General features: G+C 57.8%; 9 protein-coding genes. 6 read left to right on the top strand and 3 right to left on the bottom strand.

Annotated features, from left to right (window positions below; translation table 11 throughout):
* Positions 1 to 1,008 precede the first annotated feature (1,008 nt).
* From WDC82_RS05115 to WDC82_RS05100, 4 genes are all read left to right on the top strand, one after another.
* A complete protein-coding gene (locus WDC82_RS05115) occupies positions 1,009 to 7,392 on the top strand; it encodes a hypothetical protein (protein ID WP_340116179.1) in 6,384 nt (2,127 codons plus the stop codon).
* Between the two features lie 22 nt (positions 7,393 to 7,414).
* Positions 7,415 to 12,601, top strand: coding sequence for a hypothetical protein (locus tag WDC82_RS05110; protein WP_340116178.1), 5,187 nt, complete (start codon positions 7,415 to 7,417; stop codon positions 12,599 to 12,601).
* Between the two features lie 42 nt (positions 12,602 to 12,643).
* Positions 12,644 to 13,249, top strand: a complete 606-nt coding sequence (locus WDC82_RS05105; protein WP_340116177.1) for a hypothetical protein — start codon at positions 12,644 to 12,646, stop codon at positions 13,247 to 13,249.
* Between the two features lie 696 nt (positions 13,250 to 13,945).
* The gene (locus tag WDC82_RS05100; protein WP_340116176.1) at positions 13,946 to 14,152 is read left to right on the top strand and encodes a hypothetical protein; all 207 of its coding nucleotides are present in this window, start codon (positions 13,946 to 13,948) and stop codon (positions 14,150 to 14,152) included.
* Positions 14,153 to 14,377: 225 nt separating this feature from the next.
* Here the strand turns inward: WDC82_RS05100 and WDC82_RS05095 are convergent, their stop codons facing one another.
* The 3 genes from WDC82_RS05095 to WDC82_RS05085 form a co-directional block, all read right to left on the bottom strand.
* Entirely contained in the window at positions 14,378 to 15,649 is a 1,272-nt protein-coding gene (locus WDC82_RS05095; protein WP_340116175.1) for a hypothetical protein, read from the bottom strand.
* Between the two features lie 222 nt (positions 15,650 to 15,871).
* Positions 15,872 to 17,059 (bottom strand): threonine--tRNA ligase, encoded by a 1,188-nt coding sequence (gene thrS / locus WDC82_RS05090; protein ID WP_340116174.1) that lies wholly within the window; start codon positions 17,057 to 17,059, stop codon positions 15,872 to 15,874.
* Positions 17,060 to 17,338: 279 nt separating this feature from the next.
* Positions 17,339 to 18,181: a hypothetical protein gene (locus WDC82_RS05085; RefSeq protein WP_340116173.1), complete on the bottom strand. Its 843-nt coding sequence runs from the start codon at positions 18,179 to 18,181 to the stop codon at positions 17,339 to 17,341.
* A 311-nt stretch (positions 18,182 to 18,492) separates the two neighbouring features.
* Between WDC82_RS05085 and WDC82_RS05080 the strand changes: the two genes are divergently transcribed.
* Both WDC82_RS05080 and WDC82_RS05075 read left to right on the top strand, forming a co-directional pair.
* A complete protein-coding gene (locus WDC82_RS05080) occupies positions 18,493 to 19,101 on the top strand; it encodes a hypothetical protein (protein ID WP_340116172.1) in 609 nt (202 codons plus the stop codon).
* Positions 19,102 to 20,298: 1,197 nt separating this feature from the next.
* Positions 20,299 to 21,075 (top strand): metallophosphoesterase, encoded by a 777-nt coding sequence (locus tag WDC82_RS05075; RefSeq protein WP_340116171.1) that lies wholly within the window; start codon positions 20,299 to 20,301, stop codon positions 21,073 to 21,075.
* The last annotated feature ends 168 nt before the right edge of the window (positions 21,076 to 21,243 follow it).

The following is a 21,243-nucleotide window of genomic DNA, read 5'->3' as shown; positions in this document are numbered from 1 at the left end:
TTATTCTCACGTTTTTCATCAGATAAACATAGTGATTTAGCAACAACCGTCAAGTCCGGCTTAAAGCCATGGGATCGCGGAGGGGACGGCTTGAAGGCTCCACTGAGCGGGATTCGACCATGCGCGCCGGTCGGCGGCCGATTCAAATTGGCCCGATCTGGGAGGGAACAAGCCAGTGCTGCTTTCCAACGTAAGATGGCGTAACCGGCGGATGGGGGAAGCTAGAAGGCGGGGTTGGGCGAGGGTTACTTGTCCGTTTGCCATAAAAACGAATGCGCGCTGCCCCCTGATCTCGCCTGCCAAGGCAAGTTGCCAATCACATTTTGTAACCTGACGACGGACCCCGTTGGGGATTGGGGCGGCGATCTACTCGCGAAAGGCGACGCATACCCCCATTTTGTATTGCGAATCCCGGGGAAAACACACGTACCGGTGGCGCACTCAAATTTCTTTGCTAAGATCGCTCTTGAGTTGAAGTAAGCAAAAAAGATAAACGTACAATAGTATGCTGATGGGAGGGTAATGCACTTGATTGATGCGGTGTGTGCCGATGGTCAGGACTCTGCCTCCTAAGAGCGCTAGTGCTCTTGTTCCATCTACGCTGTCGCGTTTACAGCTCAGGATGTCGTCGCCGATATCCCTCTCCGGAATGTGCACGGCTGTTCAAGCTAGACTGGCTATGCAAGTCGAATGGCAGCCGAGGCTGTTGGCAAGGCACCATCTGATAGTGCCATCCGTAGCTAGACGCTTGCAGAGTAAAGCGCCTCCGCACTGCGCCAGCCACCCCTTCTCTGCATGTTGTAGTCCCTTTAGGCGGGTACACAGACACAATTGTAAGTAGCAGTTAGAGCGCGGCCACTATGACTACCAAGTCTCATTGCGTGCCCGCATTGAGATTCTAGTTATCAGCAAACTGAGGTGGAGTAAGTGCAAGACTGAACCGAAAGAACTGCTCGGATGCTCTCTAGCGAGCACAAATGAGCGTCCGGAATCCGGGGGGGACGGGATATGGCCGACTACCGTGCGGTGTTGCGCGTTTACGCGAAGTTTTCCGGTGCCAAAAGTAGCGCCGAGGTTGGTTGGTGGGAAGTCTGCGATGCACCAAAGGACCGCCACCAGATTGCCGTAATTGGGCCTCTGGGAACACCCGGACAGACAACCTACAAATTAAAAGCAGACTCGGATTACTCATTCGAAAATGTGACATCCGGCTTACTGTATGAGGGAAACGACAGTGCCCTCGCGGCCTTTGGTCCACTATTCAAGACGAGCAAGATCCTTCTAAAACAAAGAAGTGGCGTCGATCCCGACGCACATCCCTCAATCGTTAAATGTAACTTCCACTATAGCCCAACCCTCATCCGCGGCAGGGGAAGTTACAACTTTCCAGCCCTATTCCTCCACTGCAAGTCAGATGGGTTCTTCGACCCCTCAGGCGCGCCACGGCTGGGAAAGAGTGAGACACCTAGCAATCCTGCTCCCATGCCGCCCGAGTTTTTTGAGTCCTGGGTGGTACCGCTCAAGACCTTTCTTAACGAGAGCATCAAAGACGAGGATATAGATTTTGGCGTCTACGGTGTCGGCAAAGCGTGCCGAGCTGCTGGGTATGCTTTCAAGAAGTACGGTAATGGCCAGCCTTCCGGCGCCCCAGAAAGTCTCACTGTGCATTTCGCGCAAGATCAAGAATACGGTGGCCGCTTCCTCTTCGAGATGTCCTATCTCCATGAACGAAAACCCGGCGAAGCATGGGCGCCTGGCCGTGTCTATGGCGCTTTATTGATTGCAAACCCTAAACTTCAGCCACTACTACTCTCCTCATCAAAAACATTGGCCGTGCGATGGAGGCAATCCGCTCAGGACTTTGAACGTGCGGAAGAAGCAGTCCGGCAAACAAGAAAGCCAGTATCCGTTGAACGCTTCGACATTCGTGCAGAAGTCACCGACCAAGAATTTGCCGACGCCTATCGAAACCTGATCGCAGTCCCCTATTTTCGATCCCTCGCAACAGCCCTAGATGACAGCCCGTTATCGGGTTTGCCAGACTTAAGTCCCAAAAAAGATCAGCAATTGCACAAAGGGTTTGTCCATCTACGCACGATCGACATCAGCGCCAAGAGCCCTGTCATCGTCGCTGACCGGCTTCGACTGGCCGATCAAAAACAACCGCGCCCGTTCAACGCAGTATTGCCAAATCTTGTCGACCATGTTGGGCAAGCATTACATAGCAATGAACCAAGTCTGATAACGGAGGATCTGCCCAGCCAAGGTGAACCGAAGGCTAGAAACTATGCCACAGCAATCAGCCCAGACGACCACCTGTTCTGCTTCACTCTGGAGCTACCGGCCTCAGGTGCAGTTCCTAGGCTTTGTCGCATGGGTGCGTTGGATCTGGCTCTCGCGCTAGAGAGCGGCAGTGGTTGGAAGAAGGGGCCGGACCCTAGACATGCACTGAAGATCGCTGCAGACGAGCACCTTGAGTACAACGGGCTCGTCGGTGTCACTCTCAATTTGCAGGGTACTCTCCCGGTTTTCGCAGCTATCCCCGGAAGTCAGGATGTACGCCCAGATGAGCTCAGGGCCACGGGCAGTGCGGCGGAAACAAACCTTCCCGCGCTTCCTGTAATAGTTCCATTCGCCGAGGTCACCGAGCCTCCTTCTCCCGGCGATCTTAGCGGCCCGGTTCCCAAAAAGAGACCCTGCTACAGGCTCGACGTGACAGAGCGAACTGGCGACGACCTGCGCCGCAGCGTTTTACTTGAGCTTCTGCATATAGAAGGGGCAACCGAGACACGGCGCGTGCTTGTGATCGATCCGGCGCCATTTTTTGTCGCATCAGTGGAGGTGCCACCCCTGCAACCCAGCGCTAGTGGCGCTCAGGGCGCTCTGGTTGCCCGCTGGCGAATGTCCAGTCTAGAGGGCGATCGCTGGGAGATTCTTGGCATTCGCCCGGACAGTAGCTTCCATCTCGATCTGCCGCCACAGGCCATCGGCGAGGAAATGGAAAAGGGCAACAACAAGTACGGCGATATCTCTTCTCCGTCGCCGTTTCGCCCGCTTGGGACCGATACCGATCCACAAGCATCAGACTTCCGGCTTTCACCAGGAGCGCGTCTCAGGCTCCGCCCTAGCCTAAACGACCAGCGTTATGTAGAGGCACCTTGGAACACGCGCCGCGTGCTCGGGTATGCCGGTCAACGGGCGCCAGGCACTGAAGTCGCACATCTGGGATTCGAGTTGCTCTATGGCCTATCGGGAGAACTCGAGGGGCGACGCGGCCTGATGCTCGCGGAGATCGAAGCGCGCATGGGTGCCGTGCCCCGCCCGGCGCGTGCCTACCAATACCGTCTGCCCGAGGCGCAAGCGCAAGAGCGACCAACAATTCAGCAGGCCGCGTTTAACGCCTGGGACAAGTTGTGGCGAGCGCGCCGACGCGACTATCAGAGCCGTCTATCAGTGTTGACGCTCTATGATCTGGCGGCTGACAGTGAACTTGTACTGGCATCGGGCCTTCGTTTTGCACTGCGCCAAACAGACGCTGTCGATCCTACCAACCCAAATTCACAGAGATTTCTCGACCTGAAAGATGGCGAGTCCAAGCCTCCAAGGCTCAATCTGGGACAGGAGATAGGCAAGCGAGCCTTCTTTGGAGGTGCGCTATGGGCTTTGGAGCAGCAAAACGAGCTGAAAGCCGTATTGCGCAATACCACCTCCACCTCAGCGAAGTTAATTCGGCCTGCCTTTTCTGCTCGTGGCGGCTTCGGTTGGCTGATGGCGGCCTTCGACAGCGACCGCACCAAGATCTATGCAGACGTGAGCCTGGGTCAGCCGCGCTTTTACTCGCGCGAACGGATCGGACGTATTGGAAACCTTTGGAACCGAGCAAAGCACGTCATTGTCTATGAGCGCACTCCGATTGCTTCATATCAGTTTTCGGGCGCACAGCCATTCCATGCCGGCCGAATGATACTGCGAAAGGTCCGTGAGTATGTCGAGATTCTGCAGCCGCTGCGACGATACCCAGAGAGCGATTTGGCCGGAAAGCCGCCGGGCTTCGTAAATGCGACGCAATTCCGCTCAATCCGGATACCTGTAAACGGCGATTGGGGAGAAGACATTGGCACCACCGGCTTTCGAATCCCGATCTGGCGCCCCGACGCCGACCCGACAATCTATCCGAAACCACAACTCGAGCTTCTGCTGACCGAAGCTAGCGATGACCCAAACGCGGAGTTTCCAGCCGGGATTGAAAATCCCAACATCGTCTACTTTTACTCCGATACTCGCGGCGACACCGGGGCAGATACCGATCGCTGGGAGCCCGTTCGCCGGGTTGACTATGCTGACGAGCCAGCCGTCATGCCGCCCTACATGAGGCCAGACGATATTATCGATGGCGAAGGCCCTGCACGCAGACTGCCGAGTCCGCCCCCCATCGAAGGATTCCCAGGATTTACTTACCAGATCAATACAGGAGGCCGCGCAGTTCGTCTCAATGCCGGCCAGAGCGGCGATCCGGTAGGTGCAGTGCTTGAGACCGTCACATTCATGCGCGCCTACCCGGCAGAAGGTAAGCTGGATGCGACGGATCAACTTGCTCGAGATCTGTTTGGTAAGGTAACTCAGAGCCGCGATAGCATTGAGCGCCGCGTAGACATGCACGCAGAAGTGCGGGCGCAGATTCTCCAGATTACCGATACGCTTGTTCAAGACCTCCAGGAATTGGACGCGAGTGAACTCTCAAACGAGACCGGTAATCCTGCAAGCCAGGTCGCAAATGACAGGCAGGCACTAGTTGACCAGGCAAAGAAGCGCCTGGAAGCTCTATTGGAGAAGGGCGACGTGCCAGACACTTTCGAGCAGATCAGAAAGTTTGTCGGCGCCCTCAAGCAAGACGAGGAAAAACAGCATCCAATCTTCGTTGATCCCTGCGCGGTTCTCAGGAAGGAAGCTCGCGCACTGATAAACGCTCATCTCAAGACCGCTCTAACCGAACTGAATCACTTTCCAGGTTTAGCTAGAGATGCGTCTGAGGCGTTAGATCCTGCGCAGAAGCTCGAGGATCTAAAGAAGCAGGCGAACACTGCAGTTGGTGACATAGTGGAACGGCTAGAGCTAGCTGTTCGGCCTTTCACGGTCGGGCTCGAGGGACTCGTCGACGAAGTGGCTGGCTTTCAAGGAGCCGTAGAAAGCGCAGTTGGCGGTACTCGTGCCAGCCTTTCTGTCCTCGACGATGACATTGAGACTCTCATCAAAGAAATTCAGGAAGATGGTGAACAAGCAAAGGTGCTCGCCCGCCAGCTGCGGCGCCGTCTAGATGTGCTCGAACCCAAGCTGCGCGTTGCTAGCGAACAGGCGCGGCGCGCATTGGGAAGGCATGCAAAGGGCCGCTTTGCTAAAGTCGTAGAGGAAATTGACCCGCAAATTGCGGCGCTTTCCAAGACACTAGTAACCACCCTTACTAAAGTTGATGCTGCTCTCTCGAAATTTGAGACAGATGTCTCGGACGCCAAGAAGAAGCTCGAAGACGCGCGGGCAAGTATCCGAGAATCGTTCGCGATCCTAGACGAAGCAGTTGCCAATGCGCAGAAAATCGCCAGCTCCGCAATAGGCGGTGTAAAGGCGGCGGCGGCCTCGATATTAGCAGAGCTAAACGCCTGGCCAGACGCATTGCGCTTCCAGGCCTTCCTCGAGATCGAAAGGATCGCTGTTCCGGCGAACTTTCCTCAGAGCGTCGAGAGCGCGGTTGAGAGTGCTCTCGATCCCATCCGGCAAAGCATTGAGCAGGGCGCCGGGGATCTCGGGGCGGCGGCTGATTCGGCGATACGGTCGACTTGCGGGCAGATCTTCGGTGCTCTCGATAGAGAACTTCTCAATGACCCAAAGGAGTTCTTTAAGAGAGAATTACTGAATAATCTCGGCCCGAATGTAGATGAAATGCGCGAGCATCTACAGACCTGGGAGCGCCAGTATGACGATCTCGCAGGGCGCGTGCGAGAGTACTTTGAGCAAGTAAAGGACTCCGAGCTCTATCAGGCAAAGGATGCCGCGATGCGGCTCTATCGCGGCTATGGAAAGGGACCTATTCTGCCGCAGTTAGAGTTCAACCGTGATCGTCTTGCCTACATATTCGATGACACGCGGCAGTCGATTCTGATGTCGCCAGCGGCAGCTATCGTCAACGATGTCGGCGAAGTGCTGAACGCGGTGGGCCTGCGTGTACCGACGCAGGAGTTTCTCGACCGCCTCATACCACATGATATCGGAGAGGCCGCTCTTGCAAAGGTGACCGAAGCATTGGGCGGTTTCCGCCTATCAAATCTATTTCCCGGTCTCAAGATGCCGGCCCTTGCGCACGACGCAATCCAAATTCGGCATCGCATCGACAAAGCAAAGCAAACCGCACACTTATACGCCGATGTGCAGATGCCCTTCAGTGGCGGAACCGTATTCGCCTTTGGTCCGCTTCTTCTTCGTTTGCATCGTGCCAACATGTTGGCACGGGTCGAAATCGTCGCAAATGTGAACGGCAACGTTCACCAGAGCGCCAAAGGCACCCTGAAGGGCACATGGGACCTGACGCTCGGCGGCATGAAGATGGTCGCGTTCCGCGACGCTGCCGTACATTTCGACCAGACGGGGAAATTCACCTTTGACATACGGCCAAGTGGAATCGAGCTCGATCGCGCCATTCAGCTCATTAGCGATGCTCTTGCAGCGGCATCCGATCCCGACAACGGGTTCATTGTCGCACTCGATACCGATATCGACGGCCGACCAATCGGCGTGAAAGCAACGCTGGACATACAAAATATTTCGATCGGGGCAGGCGCTGTCGGCATTAGCAATATGGCGCTCGGCGCTTTTCTCGGTCTAAGGGTGGTTGACAAAGACTTCGTGATCGACTGCGGATTTAACCTTGGGCGCCAGGGCGCACCATTCGCCATCACAATTGCCTTTTTGCAGGGCGGCGGGTGGCTCGTTGCTGGCGCTCGTTACTCGACCAAGTCGCGTGCCCTATCAGCCAGCTTTTCGCTGGCCATTTCCGCCGGCGCAGGAGCACTGTTCAACGTGGGTTGGGCCAACGGCGACATCATGGTTGCGGTTGCTGCCTCCGTCGAATACCGCACCTCAGGCCGGAACGCTGGGCTTTCCTTTGCTGTCATGCTCATTATCCGCGGGCGGGTCTGCGTCATCAGAATTGTTACGATCACTCTAGAGGTCACGCTATCGCTCACCTACGAGAGATCCGGCGAGATGTATGGCGTCGGCCGTATCTGTGTGACCGTTAAGATCAGTCGCTTTTTCAAAGTGAGAGTCGACAAGTCCTTCCGCTACACCATCGCTAAGGGAAGCGGCGCCAAACTCGCTTCGCGTGAGCGGCGAGCAGCGTAGGCGGGCAGGGGAGGCAGAAGTCATGGCCAGTTTCACCATCTATGTCGATACCGCCCCGATCTGGTCCGATTGGGATGCCGCCACACGCAGCGGTCTCTTCACTAGCCTATTTACGACCGGGCTGACCAGTGACGTTGGCAACGTACCCGAGGAAATTGCGCAGAGTCTTCTCGCTCCGTGGCGTTGGGCCAATGTGGGGCTCTGTGCCTGGCTGGTGGACGACACTAATCCAGAAACGCCAGCGATCTTGATCGGAGATGCGTCAATACACCCGCTTGTGCCTGACGCCCCCCTAACTCCTCAGGAACGCTTACGCCTCGCTGACGCAATCCATACAGAAGTCTTCGTGAATCGCGCCAACTGGCAGGAAGCATTCGACGACAGGCAGATTGCTGGTGAGATCGAAATAGGTGATGAAAGCGTTATGCCGCGTGGTGGTATGCGCTTTGCCCTGGCCGATTTGGCAGCGCACAACCCTGGTTCCCTCACCTGCCTCAACAAAGGCCTAAATCTTCATTCCGTGACAAAGCTCGACCTCGACCAAGTAGGCGCGCCAGGTTCACTAGCCGACCCAACGGCCCTAACGGTTGTCATTGCGCCAAGGTTCACTATTGATGGCCATCCCTGTGAGCTCGATCCAGCAATTGCTCCAATCATGGATCCCGATGACAACTTCACCGGGAGGTGGCGCGCCAATTATTCAAGCATCCCTCATGGCGGGATCCAAGTGCAAGCTTCTATCGCGGGCGTTGCGTTGTCACAGCGCCCTAGCGAAGAGGAGGTGTTCTACGATCCAGATACCTACTTCGCCCTGCCTCGGTACAACAACACTGGCCCGGTAAACTCGTCCTTGATCGGAGGCGATCCGATCGAGGCTTTGACCACAGTAGCGGGCGACATCTACAATCTGCCGCTCTGGATTGCGGATGGCCTAGCGGAGAAGCTAGCAAGCGGGAACGTGCCCGCGGGCGATAACATCGCAGAGGAAATCCTTAGCGCCTATTTCCGATGTATCGATGCGCGCTATCGCTCTACTTGGAGCGACTCCTCCATACAGGTGCCGGCCTTGCGGCTACTTCTGAAGGAAGCAAAGGTCGACGATCATGTTCCTGCTTTCGAGCAGGCATTCATGCAGGTCGTCGCGCAAGATTTTGCCGCCGCAGTGGCTGAAGACTTGTTTGAGACGCTGGATCTTGGTTCCAAGGATATGCTGAAGACTCCGGAATCAGACAGCACTCATTCCGAATGGCAGACTTGGGCCAATGCACTGCTGGCGCTGGCGACTGCACTCACCACAGATAGCGGCGCTGAGGCCCTTCTCCTTGCGCTCGGTGATCGAATGACGGGCCTCCCGGATAGTGCGCGCTGGCTGGATGTTCGTGCTAAGCTAACCGCAGATGCTTTTCCCCGCATCCAGGTCGGCCTCCTTGTGGGCAATGACATTGCGCGGCCCCTCGTCAATGCAATTTTGCCCGGCCGTCAGACGCCCCAATCCCATCGTCAGATTGTTGCTGAGATTGTGAGAAGGGCCACAGTTGAAATGGAATCTCGACTAAACGCAGCCATTCCAACAACGGAGATACGGGTCGCGCTTGGTTTAGGGACGGTACAGGTGGCAGATCGGGTTCAGCAACAGTTGACGCAGGCTCTGGCATCCGTATACGACGCCGCGCAACCCGAGTTTGGACCATCTGGCCCGGTGGGCATGGCGCAGCCTCTAATTCTACAAGTGGCGCCTATGCACGGCGAACCGGACGGCAATGGAAAACCAGTTACCGCCGACTTGGCCGGCTACGGTCTGCTAATGCGGCGTCAGAAGACATCAAGCGAATCCCACGATCCTCCCTGGCGTTTACCCAGCTTGGGGGTTGCTGCACCGGGAAATGTAGTTATTACAGATCCCAGCGGCTTTCTGAAAATTGCAAACAACACGCCGGCACCGACTGAAACACCCTTACCGATCGTCGCTCCCTTGCCGGTAGGCTATTCGGATGATCGTCGCAGCGGTCTTCTGCGTTATGAGGCAGAGCCTTTCGGGCTCCTCGACCGGGAGCGCGAAGAGAGACCACACCTCGAGGATCCCGACCAATCGCTCTTCTTGGGCGCGGAACTCCTCAATCTCATCGAAGCAGAAGCGGGTGAGCTATACGATAGCAATGGGGCGTCCCTAGATGAACTAATGACACCGCCCGCACTCGCCTTCGGTGCACGCTACGAAGTTGCACCATTTGCCATGGCATCCGGCGGCGTTTTGCCGCCCGCTCTCAGAATGCACCTCCACGACGTTTGGTCCGTCTCTGCGGCGACACCAACGAGTGCACCCGAATCGTTTATCCAATGGTATGTTCGGCGCACTCCTTTTGGCGCGCCGGCAATTGTCGATCCCGATGAGGGCTATCTGCTCTCCCGCCGCCAAGTCGAGGCTCTGTCGCGTATAGAGGGCATCGATACTGTAGCTGCCTCACTCCCGGCAAAGCCGGCTACCCCGATCGGATGGCTGAGCGACGAGCAAAATGTCGAAGCAGAAGCAGCTTCCCAGCTCCCTCCGGTGCTCCTCCTCAAGGCCGCTGACAGCGAAGATTTCAATCTCCCAACTGAAGTCGCTTTTACACTTCGACCACCAACCGTTGAACCAAAAACCTTTGCCCGATGGCGCAGGCTAGATTCTTTCGCAGAGCCCCAGTGGAAAGAGGCATTGTCAAATGTGCTCGAAGCCTATCAGGAGCTGACTGAACATGAACGCAGCGAAGGCGGAATTGAGGATCCGGCGGTCGAGAAGATCAAGCTAGTCCTCGAGCCGGTGTTCGATCCGGCACAACCTGGGCTAGCTCAAACTAAGACGATCGACCTGAAGCGCCAAGCTGTAGACGGGTCCGTGGCGGGAATGGAAGCAATTTTGCGTCTTCGCGCCACAAATGCCCCGCGGATAGTGATTAAGGTGGATCCCTCCGTCGGTTCTACACCGACAATAAAATCGGAGAAAGCAAACAAGATACGAATAACATTGCCCCCTGGCGCTGTATGGGAATTGCGTTGCCACGCGGTCGTGCCGGGAAAGTATTTCAACGCCAATGGGCCCACGCCGACTGCCAGGTTCCATCCGGCATGGAGCAACGGGGGCGCAGATCTAGATGGGCCGCCAACCGCACTGCGGATAGAGGCAGTGACCAAGGATCTACCGAAAGAGGCTACCCTTTTCTCGGCCCTAAGCCTCTCTCTTGTTGGAAACACCATCGCTGCCACAGTTACGCCACCACAGGCAGAGAAACTCAAATGGCACAACGTCGGAGGTCTGGACATTCGCTATCAGAGTGTCGTGCCATCAGGGCGCCCCTTGCCGACGTATCCCTTCGAGCAGAAGGACTTGGACAAGATTCCTGATGCTGCTGACACGGCTCCCTCCGAAAACGCGATTGTCTGGGAAGCGATTGGTTTTGAGAACCAAGAGGGAGATCCGCCGCGCGTCCTTCGGATAGCTTTCCCCGTGGACACGGAACGGGCCACCGGGGAAATTGCTCTCGAGCCTAACAGTCTCGGGGCGACGCACTACCGCGTCGGTGTAGTCGCTCGCCACCGATATTCTTACCTAATGTCAAAGCCCGAGAGTCGGCAGTGCCAGGCAAGGTCCGCGGATACGTCGTGGCGGCGACTTTTCGTGCCGGCACGGCCGGACGGTCCCCTCATGCCGCCTGCGGTGTCATTCGCCGTGCCCACCTTGCATGCCAGCCGCGAGAGCCAGGTATTCGGCGACGTGCTCCTTCATGTCGACGAGGCCCCCACCACTGTAGGCGGTCTTGCTGAACTCTGGGAGGCCCGGTTCGATATCGCTACCAATGGGGGCCCAGGAAGACATCTCAGGGTGCGCATGGCAATCGGCCCCAACCCAATAGAAGCAAAGTCTGGCGCGATCACGGCTTGGAATGGGTTGGCCGGCGACACCTCTAGGTTCCTGCCGCTGACCTGCGAGTCAGTCGTCGGCCACAGTTTTGATCTCGAAACCGAAACCCCCAAGCTAGTGTCTGGGACCGGCTTTGTACCGGCGCCCATTCTTGCGCCAGTCAAAGATTTGGACAGCTCGCTCGAGTGGCCGGAACCCATTGGTATCTTCCGTATTCGTCGCGTCCTGCATCCTTATGCGACACAGAGAGTGGACATCGAAGAGCCTGGTGCAAATGAGGTAGTGGTATGCCGCGATGCGGCGCTGGCATGGTGTGCGAAAAAGTTAAGTGCCATGCACCGTCTTGCTATTGGCAACGGCGAGGGTGGCTACGACACAGTCATCAGTCTTCAGACAGTGGATGGGCGGCTATACATTGAAGTTTCTCCCGGGCATGAGATTGCCGCTTTGGCCTCGGTTCCATTCCATAATGATGACCGCCTCATTCTAGCGTTAGTGTGGCTGGGTGAAGAAGCGGTTCTGAATATTGAAGAGCAGCGAACTGAGTTGGAGCGCCGATGGGATGTAGGCCTCTATCTCGACCGGCCTGGCGAGCATTGGCGAGCCATTGCGGGCGGCAGTCTGCGGTTGTCCGCACCTTTGGATGCATCTGCGGGGGTTGAGTGGAAGATGGCCGACGATAGCGGAACTGCCCTCCCGATCCTGCGTGCCGCTTCGCTCGCTGCCAGCAAATGGTCGAGGCCGGTGCAGACGCTATGGGCCAATGTCCGACGTGCGCATGCGCATGCGGCCGCGCCGCTACAGTTGGTTGTAGATGATAGTGAGCCCGATAAGCCTATTGCGATAATAGCCGGCGAATCGGGCGCCCCGGTGCGTCTAACAGGCCGTCGGGAGCGTATGAGCCAGCCCGATGGTGGAAACTGGGGCGATGACGGGCAGGGCATGTACTACGCAGTGCTGTTGCTGAAGAAGGTCCGTGCTTCCGTCAATGTGGCTGCAGCGGGCTATGCCCAGATTGGTCTATACGACGGCACCGACGCCAACGGCCGCATCCTGCCCACCCCAAACTCGCGCAAACTGTCTGATGTGATAGACGAAGTGGGCACCAGCATCGCGGCAATGATTCTACAGATACAAGAAGCCCCTACAACAGTCGACTCTTTCGGTCAGCGACGCGACGCAGTCAGCCCGTTGGACCCCCTTTCCTGGGAGATGCTGTTTCCCAAGGAGGACGCTAAAGGGAAGTTAGGCGAATCCTATGCACGCATCCTATCGGTCTCGCAACTGATTGAGGTCGTGCAAGGGTGGTAGGCAGGACCGAAGCGAAGTGGATTTCTCTGAAGGAAAAGAACGATGACAGACAGTACGTCTGACAAGATCATAGCAGAGTGCGCCATCGCATTTTCTAGCAACTCAGATGACTGCAATAAATTTGTCAAGGCAGTCGCTGCTGTATTCTTTGAACCGGACCTCTTCAGCGGACCTGGCATGAATGCTGATGCTATAATCGCCGAAGTAGAGGCCAGTGGAGACTGGACAAAACATTTAAAGTCACATACCGGGGCGATCAAGGCGGCCAAGGCAGGTCGATTTGTTGTTGCTGGAATGACGTCAAGAGACCTGGCGTCTAGCCACGGTCATTTAGCCGTGGTGGTGGGAGATGATGGCGCAAACTCGGGCGATGTTCTGGTGCCGATCTGCTATGCCGGAAGTCTCAACGCTTCTGCTAGGGTGGAAAGGAAACGTGTTTCAGAGACGTTTGGCGCGTCACATGCGAGGAAAAGCGAGATTAGCTACTTCTCCAGGCCCGTGCAGACAGTACCAGAAGCGCCAGCCGTTGGGCGTCTTGTTGACTTCCTGCGAGGTGTGCGCGTTGAACCGCAGCTGGTTTCTGCAAGATCGAAAAAGTCAAAGCACACCAAAGGCAAGAAGAGCCGAGGCAAAAGAGGAAGCGGTTGAGCGGCGCCGTAAGAAACATCGCTGAGAATGACGGACAAACGCCTCGGCGATCCGGTCCGGATACAGTGCATAAAGTGCGAGTGCCGGCGGCTTTCCTTCGTGAGACGCAATGGATCTATCTTACGCCAATACAGAGGCTATGCTCCGGTTTCACCAATTTCACGCACGCTGGAATCGCTTTATAGGGATGCAGGTAATCGGCCTCGATCTCCTTACCGATGGGAATGATGCGTTAGCACTCGATGCAGCGGTTGACGAAAATCGCTACGCGCGGTCAGGCTGGCTGTGTACGGCCCTGACATTCGAACGATGGTTGTGCGTGTCTACTATACTTCCAAAAGTCATCCTTGCGGTCGGGTTGCCGAGAATATTGCCTGAGATGACATAGCCGGGCCTGGGGTATTGGCAGAGGGAAGTTGGCTCATTACCCGAAGTGGTATGTTCACTCACCTAGGATGCATCAGAGACGACTTTAGTTTACCTGGATCTAACAGCGTATTGAGCGCCAGCATAGGAGCGCGTTTGGATTGGCTCAGAAAGAAGGACGTTGCAGGGAGATCAAAGACGTGTGCGCATGATCACTCCTCCCTTGCCCTTCTGCGAGTGTTCTAAGGATAGAGAGCAAACCTGAGCAAGTATGGGAGCGACGTTGATGAATACATTAATCGCTGTTGGTTGGAACTGAGGAGAATAAGCATGAAATCGGATCAATATGACAGGTTGCTTAATCGCATAGGTACACTGTCGAACAGGATCAATGATCTCGCTAAGCGCGAAGAATCGGCTGCTTGGGTTGGCGGCGCTGCGGCTGATGGACGACTTCAGCCACAGAAGGACCAGCTAATTGATGAAATTGACAAGGTCTTGGACCGGCTCGACGCTTTACTGAAGGAAAATTCTTAGTTCGCAGGCAGTTGAATGCCGGCCTTGAATCCACGTCCGTTTGACTCACTTTGGCGTCGTGCCAGTCGTTAGGCAGCGCCCACCTCAAGTTTAATCCAGTAGCCTCAGCCCTTGCCGCTAGCAGCTATCTGCACCGTGACCAGTATCTTTCTAGGTGTGGTCCTATGAACAGCCATTGAGCATGGACGCAGGGGAGGCAAGTGCCCAAACGCCTTAGATCCTTTGTCACTCCCTTAGCCACCATCGATTCCCCCAAAACCAATCTGGATCGCCATGTGTTCTGGCGGCACCGAAATGATTTCCCGTATCGTGTCGGCCGCCGTCGTCTTCCCACAAGAGTGCTGTGCCAAGCGCATCGCCCGAATGTATTGGATCAATTGCATCTGCGTGATCAAGGGCCCAGGAAGACCAGTTTTTGAGCTCCTCCTCTGTTGTTTGTAGCCCACTATCGGTTGCCGCAGACTGTACTGCTGCGACGTAGCTGCGCAGTTCCACAGCGAGGTGCCAGGCAGCCGCCCTCTGTTGGAGGGCAACTTCCTTGATCTTTTCTGCCTCGTACTCTTTTTCCAGCCTTCGTCGTTCCTCCGCCTCTCGGTACCGCTGGCGCTCTTCTGCCTCGCGTTGCTCCCGCCTTGCCGCCTCTTGACCCGCCGCGGTCATCACCCCGGCGAGTACTTCAGAGATCTTGCTTTCCAAGGGGCTACCTTCTTCGTCACTCCAGGAAGACGGAGCATCCTTCGGGAGCCAACTCTTCACTTCGAAATCCAGAGCCCCGGTAGCTTCTCTTGTCTGTATCCACTTGCGACCAGACAAGCCCATTGCGGTCGCCTCTTCGTCGCTGAGGCGTTTACGTGTAGAGAGAATGCGCTCGTAAAGAAGCATTTCTACACGGTCATATCCAAGGGTTGCCGAGAATCCAGCCCAATGATTTCGTTCCGCTTCAATTTTGAAGCCGCGGCGCTCGAGCTCGTGGAACAATGTATTGAGAATCCGCAAACGACGCCGAGCAAGTGGGGTGGCTAGTACGGATTTTGCTTTGCGTCGCCCGTATAGAGAGTCGCGGGTGCGCTCCAACTCAATCTGCTCCTCCTCCTGCCAGCCCACAATAATTCGATGTGGGTTTCTGAGCTGACGTGGCACGGAAAGTGGGCCGATGTCTTCCAGTAGCTTTTCGAAAAGCTCGCGGGCCGGGCTAGGAGTAGCAGGGGCCTGTTCATCCTCTATGACGTCGGCGGGTTTTCGCAGGCGCAGGTTGACTGGCAACTCCGGATGTCGAGGATCTACAATTTCGATAAGTTGGGGGCGCTTGACCCTTTGACCCGCAGCCTTGCGCGCCCAGTGGCCTCGAGGAGGTACTGGTATGCCGTGGCGCTCACAGATCTTTGCTAGACCCCGGCCTGACATACCAAGCTCCATTGCTAGCTTGTCTACTGGGGTCTTCCAGACGCGCTCGTAGAGCTCATGCCGAGTGAGTCGCAGCGTTTCCTTCGTCACCATTCCAACTCCCGAAAAGCGAGGGTCAATAGCAGCCGGTTCGGCTTGCTACCCGTTGTTGCTGCTGGTGACTTTACACCTCAGCCTGCGGGACGGGTCTACTCTCTACCCATGCCCCTAGCGGAATGGCTGCGGTCGGGCATGACCCGACAGGCCTTGCCATCTGCCCTTCAGCATCTGGGTGATGCGCGGGTAGCACCTCACCCCCGGGGGCGCCGTGGAGCCCTATGATCGTCGTGCCGCTAATGTCTGGCCAAGCTGGCTCAGTGGAAGGGTCGACTGAGATCCGTCCCGCTCGCGGAGGGTGACGCTGCGCGTCTCGGCCTCACGGCGACCCAGCACCGCCACAACGGGCACCTGCGCTTCGTGCGCGGCAACGATCCGTCGGGCGAGAGTCGCCCGGCGGTCATAGAGCACGGGCCGAAGCCCGGCTTGGTCAAGGCAATCCACTACTTCGCCCGCATAGCTCGCGACATCTCGTGAGACCGGCGTCACCGCCACCTGCTCCGGCGCAAGCCAAAAGGGCAGAGCCCCACCATAGCGTTCCAGCAGCAGGGCGATCGCGCGCCCAAGGGAACCGAAGACGGCGTGATGGATCATCAGGGGGGCCTCCTCGGTCCCATCAGGCCCAACGTAGGCGGCGCCGAGGCGCTCGGGGAGTACGCAATCCAGCTGGATCGTTCCGCACTGCCAGGATCGTTGCTGCCAGTCGCGCAGAGCGAATTCGAGCTTGGGGCCATAGAAAGCCCCTTCGCCAGGCTGGATCTCGTAGACGAGCCCACACTGGTCGGCGGCTTCCGCGAGCGTAGCTTCCGCCCAATCCCAAAGCTCCTCGGAGCCAGCCCGGACAGCCGGGCGCGTGGAAAGCGCTACCGTGTAGTCGGAGAAACCCAGCTCGCTATAGACCTCGGAAAGGAGGTTTGCAAAGCGGCTCACCTCGACCGCAACGTCCTCCGGCCGGCAGAAGACGTGAGCGTCGTCCTGCTCGAAGCTGCGAGTGCGCAACAGGCCGAGCAACGCTCCGGAGGCCTCGTTGCGATGGCAGGCACCGAACTCCGCATAGCGTAGTGGCAGATCACGCCACGACCGCTGCCCTTTATTGAAGAGTGCGACGTGGCAGGGACAAGACATGGGTTTCAAGGCCATCGACCGCTCTTCAGCCTCGGTCATTGAAAACATCGACTGGCCGAACTTCTGCCAGTGGCCGCTGCGCTCCCACAAGGAGCGGGGCATGAGTTGCGGCGTTCTCACCTCAAAGTAACCAAGACGCCGCATGTGTCGGCGGATGTAGTCTTCCAGAACCCGATAGAGGGCATAGCCGCGGGGGTGCCAAAACACCATTCCCGGGGCGTCCTCCTCGAGATGAAAAAGATCGAGCCTGGCACCCAGACTCCTGTGATCAAAATCGTCCATGTTCGCTCCTGCTGCTGCAGGCACGGCCGGGACTTAGTATCGCAAAAAAGAGAAAGGCCCCGACCGTTGCCGGCGGGGCCCTTTCTGGTTGAGGCGGCTGCTCTTTAGCGCACGCGACCAGGGGACGACCCGCCGTGGGCGGTCGTCGCGGTGGTCAGGGCGAAAAGGTGCAGCGCATTCATAATCAGAAAGTACCCAACCGGGAATCCGATCGTCAAACGAATCTTTGCTCACAAGGACCGCCTTTGCCGGTGCCCTCGTGATGTGAGCGGGAGACTGTCAGCGAGGGCCGGCGCCCAGGATGCTCTGGGTGATGATTCCGGTGACGACGGGAGCCATGGTGATGGCGTTCTGCAGTAGGGCCTCGGCAGACTCCATCTCGGCGCCGGCCTCCAGGGTTATGGACTCCAGCGGCCCGCGGTCCTGCAGGATCTCCTTCAGGGACAGAAAGCCGTCGCCGTCGTAGTCGCAGGACTGCAGGAGGCTCGAGGTGACGATCGGACTGGCGATGGCGGTGAGGGTGGATGCGCCGAAGAGGTCGCCGGTCGAGACCGCGAGATCGCCCTGGAGGGCGGTCGCCGGGTCCTTGGCGCGCCGGGAGACGATGATCTCGTAGGTGACGAAGAAAGCCAGCGCGCGCAGGCCCCGGGAAATCTCGGCCGGCGAGAGGCGCTGGTCGGCGGAAACGTCGAGGGCCGAGAAGATCTCGGCCGCGCAGGCGCCGCCCGGGCGGTTCTCGCAGGTGGCCCTCAAATGGTCGACCTGCTGAAAGAAAGCCAGCGCTTCGCCGAAGGCGACATAGGCCTCGCCCGGCAGGGCGGGACAGGTGGTGGCATAGGCTGCAGCAGAGAGCTTCGGATGGAACTCGGCGGCGATGTCTTCGTGAGCGATGGTGAGGTGATCCTCCTGCCACTCGATCGGGCCCAGGGTGATGGAGGCGTCCTTGTCCTGGCTGTCGTAGAGAATCGCGTAGCGCTGGTTGAGGATCAGGTAGGTCGCGGCCTCGCCACAGGGGGCGGTTGCGTAGATGCCGACTTTCCCGGGCGCGGGCGCAGCCGCCTGGGCCGCGGTGATGAAAGCGAGAAGAGCGAAAAGCGTTGCCGCTGGCAGGCTGTACCTCAATACAGTTCTCCCCGAGTGGTCTGGGTCTGTGCCTAAACTCTACTTTGAGTCTTGCAAGGCCGCCAGTTCTTCGCGCTGCAAGCTCGGGGTCGGCGACCTGTCTTTGGTCTCGGCAGGGCGCGTTTCGAGGCCGGCAAAGGGGTTCTGTCGAGGTCCGACGCCGACCTGGGCGAGGGGCAACTTGGGCAAAAAAAGATCGAGGGAAATAAAGTACTTGGGGCTGAAGCGTCAGGGCAAAGACGCGCTTGCTATAATAGGGGTAGAGAAACCCCAAGTGAGGAGTGATTTCAAAGATGCAGGACGGTTATGTGTTGGCGCAGCTGGCGCCGGAGAAGGCGCTGGCAGACTGGTTTGTGGCGCGCCAGGAGGAACTGGGTCTTTCCAACCTGGAGCTGACGGCCCTGGCGCAGAAGCGCCTAGGGCGCCGTTTCGCCAAGAACATTGTTTCGATGATCCGCACGAAAGGGATGGCGCCGAGCTTTTCCAGCGGCCTCGGCCAGGCGGTGATGGCTGCGCTCCTGGCGCGAGCCGGGTTGCCGGAGCGCGAGATTGGGAAGTACCTGACGGCAGGGGCCCTGCTGGCGAGCCTGTCGCGCGACGAAGGCCGTCCGGGAGGTGCCGGAGCGCTTCTGAAGGCGCTGGCGCCGCAACAGAGCTTGGATATCTGGCGCCTGGTGCACGAGATCTTTGTGAGCGGGCTTTACGGGCCGCAGCCGGCCGGCGGCGCGGCAAGGCCCGCGCAGTTGGCCTGGGTGAAAGCTGCCGCCAAAGACCTGGTGGAGATCGAGGGAGAGATAGCCCGTGAAATCATCATCGACGAGGAGGTGGGCCGCCTGGTAGCGCGCGGCCGCCATAAGGAGGCACTGACCCGCGCGTTGGGACGCTATGAGAACTGGGAAGCGCCATTGCGCGCCGCCTGACCTCAGGCCGCGCTCGACTGCCCGGCGTTGTTTTTCATCTGGGGACTGGGTTGGCGGCAAGCAGCCGGCAGTCGGGCGCGGTGCACTACATTCACACGAAATCCAATAACGAGATTTTTGAGACCTGCAGCGGAGCGCTGGTCCTCTGCTAGCACGCGAAAAGAAAAGCGACGGTTAAGCCGCTTAGCAAGGCTTCGAAGCTATGCGACTTACGATGTGCCATTGACGACGCTGGGATACTTCCAACGATTCGAACGCTTTCGTGGAAACCGCGCCGCTATGATTTGTGCCCCGCTAAGATGGCAGCGAAGGACGCGAGCAAAAGTCAAAAGGGACGGAGGCACCGCCCGCCTTAGCCCTGGGTCTTCGTTCCACAGTTCGGCCAAGCGAGACAGGAAATAGTCATAGCAGTGCCGGAGGGTGCGGTGCCCCGGCTGCAGATACCGCTCTTGCAGACATTCGACCATGAGATTGACCTCGCCTGAGGCGTTCGCGCCGGCCGGGGAGCGGCGGAGTTCGCGAGGTGGTGTCGAAGGGTGGTGTCCTGGCTGTCAGTCGGACGCTTGCAGAGTCCGGCTATAGAGTAGGTCGCTCCGGAAATGGAACGTATTGATGGGTTTTCCTTGTCTGAGACTGTTGGCCTAAGAAGGAGATGGGTCCGGCGGCGAGACCCTGGCCCGGAAATCGCTGTCTCGGGCCAAGGAGTTGGCTATCCCCGGCGGCCGGTTGCCAGTGGGATGGGCTTCCGGCCCACTGCCAATCACGGAAGGCTCTGAGTGGCGCCCGCCTGGTCAGGTAGCAAACATCAATTGTTCTTGTTTTGTTCTTGACTCGCTCGCTGTTCGCACTTAGCCTCGGCCGGGTGCCGTTCTCCACGGCACCGGAAGCTCCATTGGAGATGGCGCGAGTGAGTCAGGTAGACGAGATAATCCAGTATCGAAGCTGCGAGAATTGTGCGTACTGGCAATCCCAGACCCACGGCGTCGGGCTGTGTCGAGTCTCCGCGCCGCGCACCCACGCATTCGGAGAAGCCGACGAAGATCTAACGGTCCACACAGTTTGGCCATCGACGCGGCGGGATGACTGGTGCGGGCGATGGCGGGATCATGCGATCCGAGATACCTGGTCAACGAGGGGCGTTGACCAGACCTACCCCGCACGATCGGTTCACCTGCGACGCTAGCTCGGCCGACGACAATGCCTTCTTCAATACGCGTTGCGATCATGAGCGACTTGCATCTCGAGTTCGCTCCCTATGCGCCGGCGCTCACGGATGTCGATCTGGTTCTTCTGGCCGGCGACATTCACTGCCCGGGAGTTCGCGCTGTCGACTGGGCCAAGACTCTGGGCCTGCCGTCAGTTTTGGTGATGGGAAACCACGAGAGCTATAGGAGCGACCTGCCGGACCAAATTCGCCACATGTGGGAGGCTGCAGAGGATTCCTCCTGTGCCTTTCTGGAGAACGACGTTCATGTCTTCCGGAAAGGTGGGCGCAGCCTGCGCATCCTCGGCACGACGCTGTGGACTGATTTTAAACTTCTCGGGAACTCTCAAGCACAGGTGAGTCAATCGATGGACCTGGGACGTGCGCAACTCAACGATTTTCGTCTCATCGGGAATGGGGAGGGGCGCTGCCTGACTCCCGAAGACACTGTGCAGATCCACGAGTCTTCCCTCGCCTTTCTTTCGAGCGAACTCAAAAAGCCTTTTGAGGGCGACACCATCGTGATGACGCACCATGCACCCACGGCATTCTCATCACAGCAGCAATATATAGGCTCAGATCTATCTCCTTGTTTTGCCTCCAACCTCGATTCATTCGTCGCCGACAGCGGCGCATGCCTCTGGGTGCATGGCCATACGCACAGTAACGCGGACATGGCCCTGGGACAGACCCGTCTGGTAACAAGACAGCGGGGCTATCCGGGGGAGCCAACTTTCACCATCTTCGAGCCGCTGGTCGTCGAGGTGTAGCGCCGCCGAATCGGCGGTGTTTGACATAAGATTCGCTGGAGGAGCGCGCGGTTGCGTGGCGGTGTCCAGCGTTCACGAAGTGAGTCCGGGCATTGCGATCGCGAGATCAGAAGAAGAGTCGGATCTAGGGGATCGCAGTGAGCTGAGCTTGCCGGGGAGTGAACTTCT

It is taken from the genome of Pelagibius sp. 7325 (assembly GCF_037652055.1).
In the GTDB taxonomy this organism is placed as follows: Bacteria; Pseudomonadota; Alphaproteobacteria; order Kiloniellales; family Kiloniellaceae; genus Pelagibius.
This window is presented reverse-complemented; position numbering and strand designations above follow the sequence as displayed.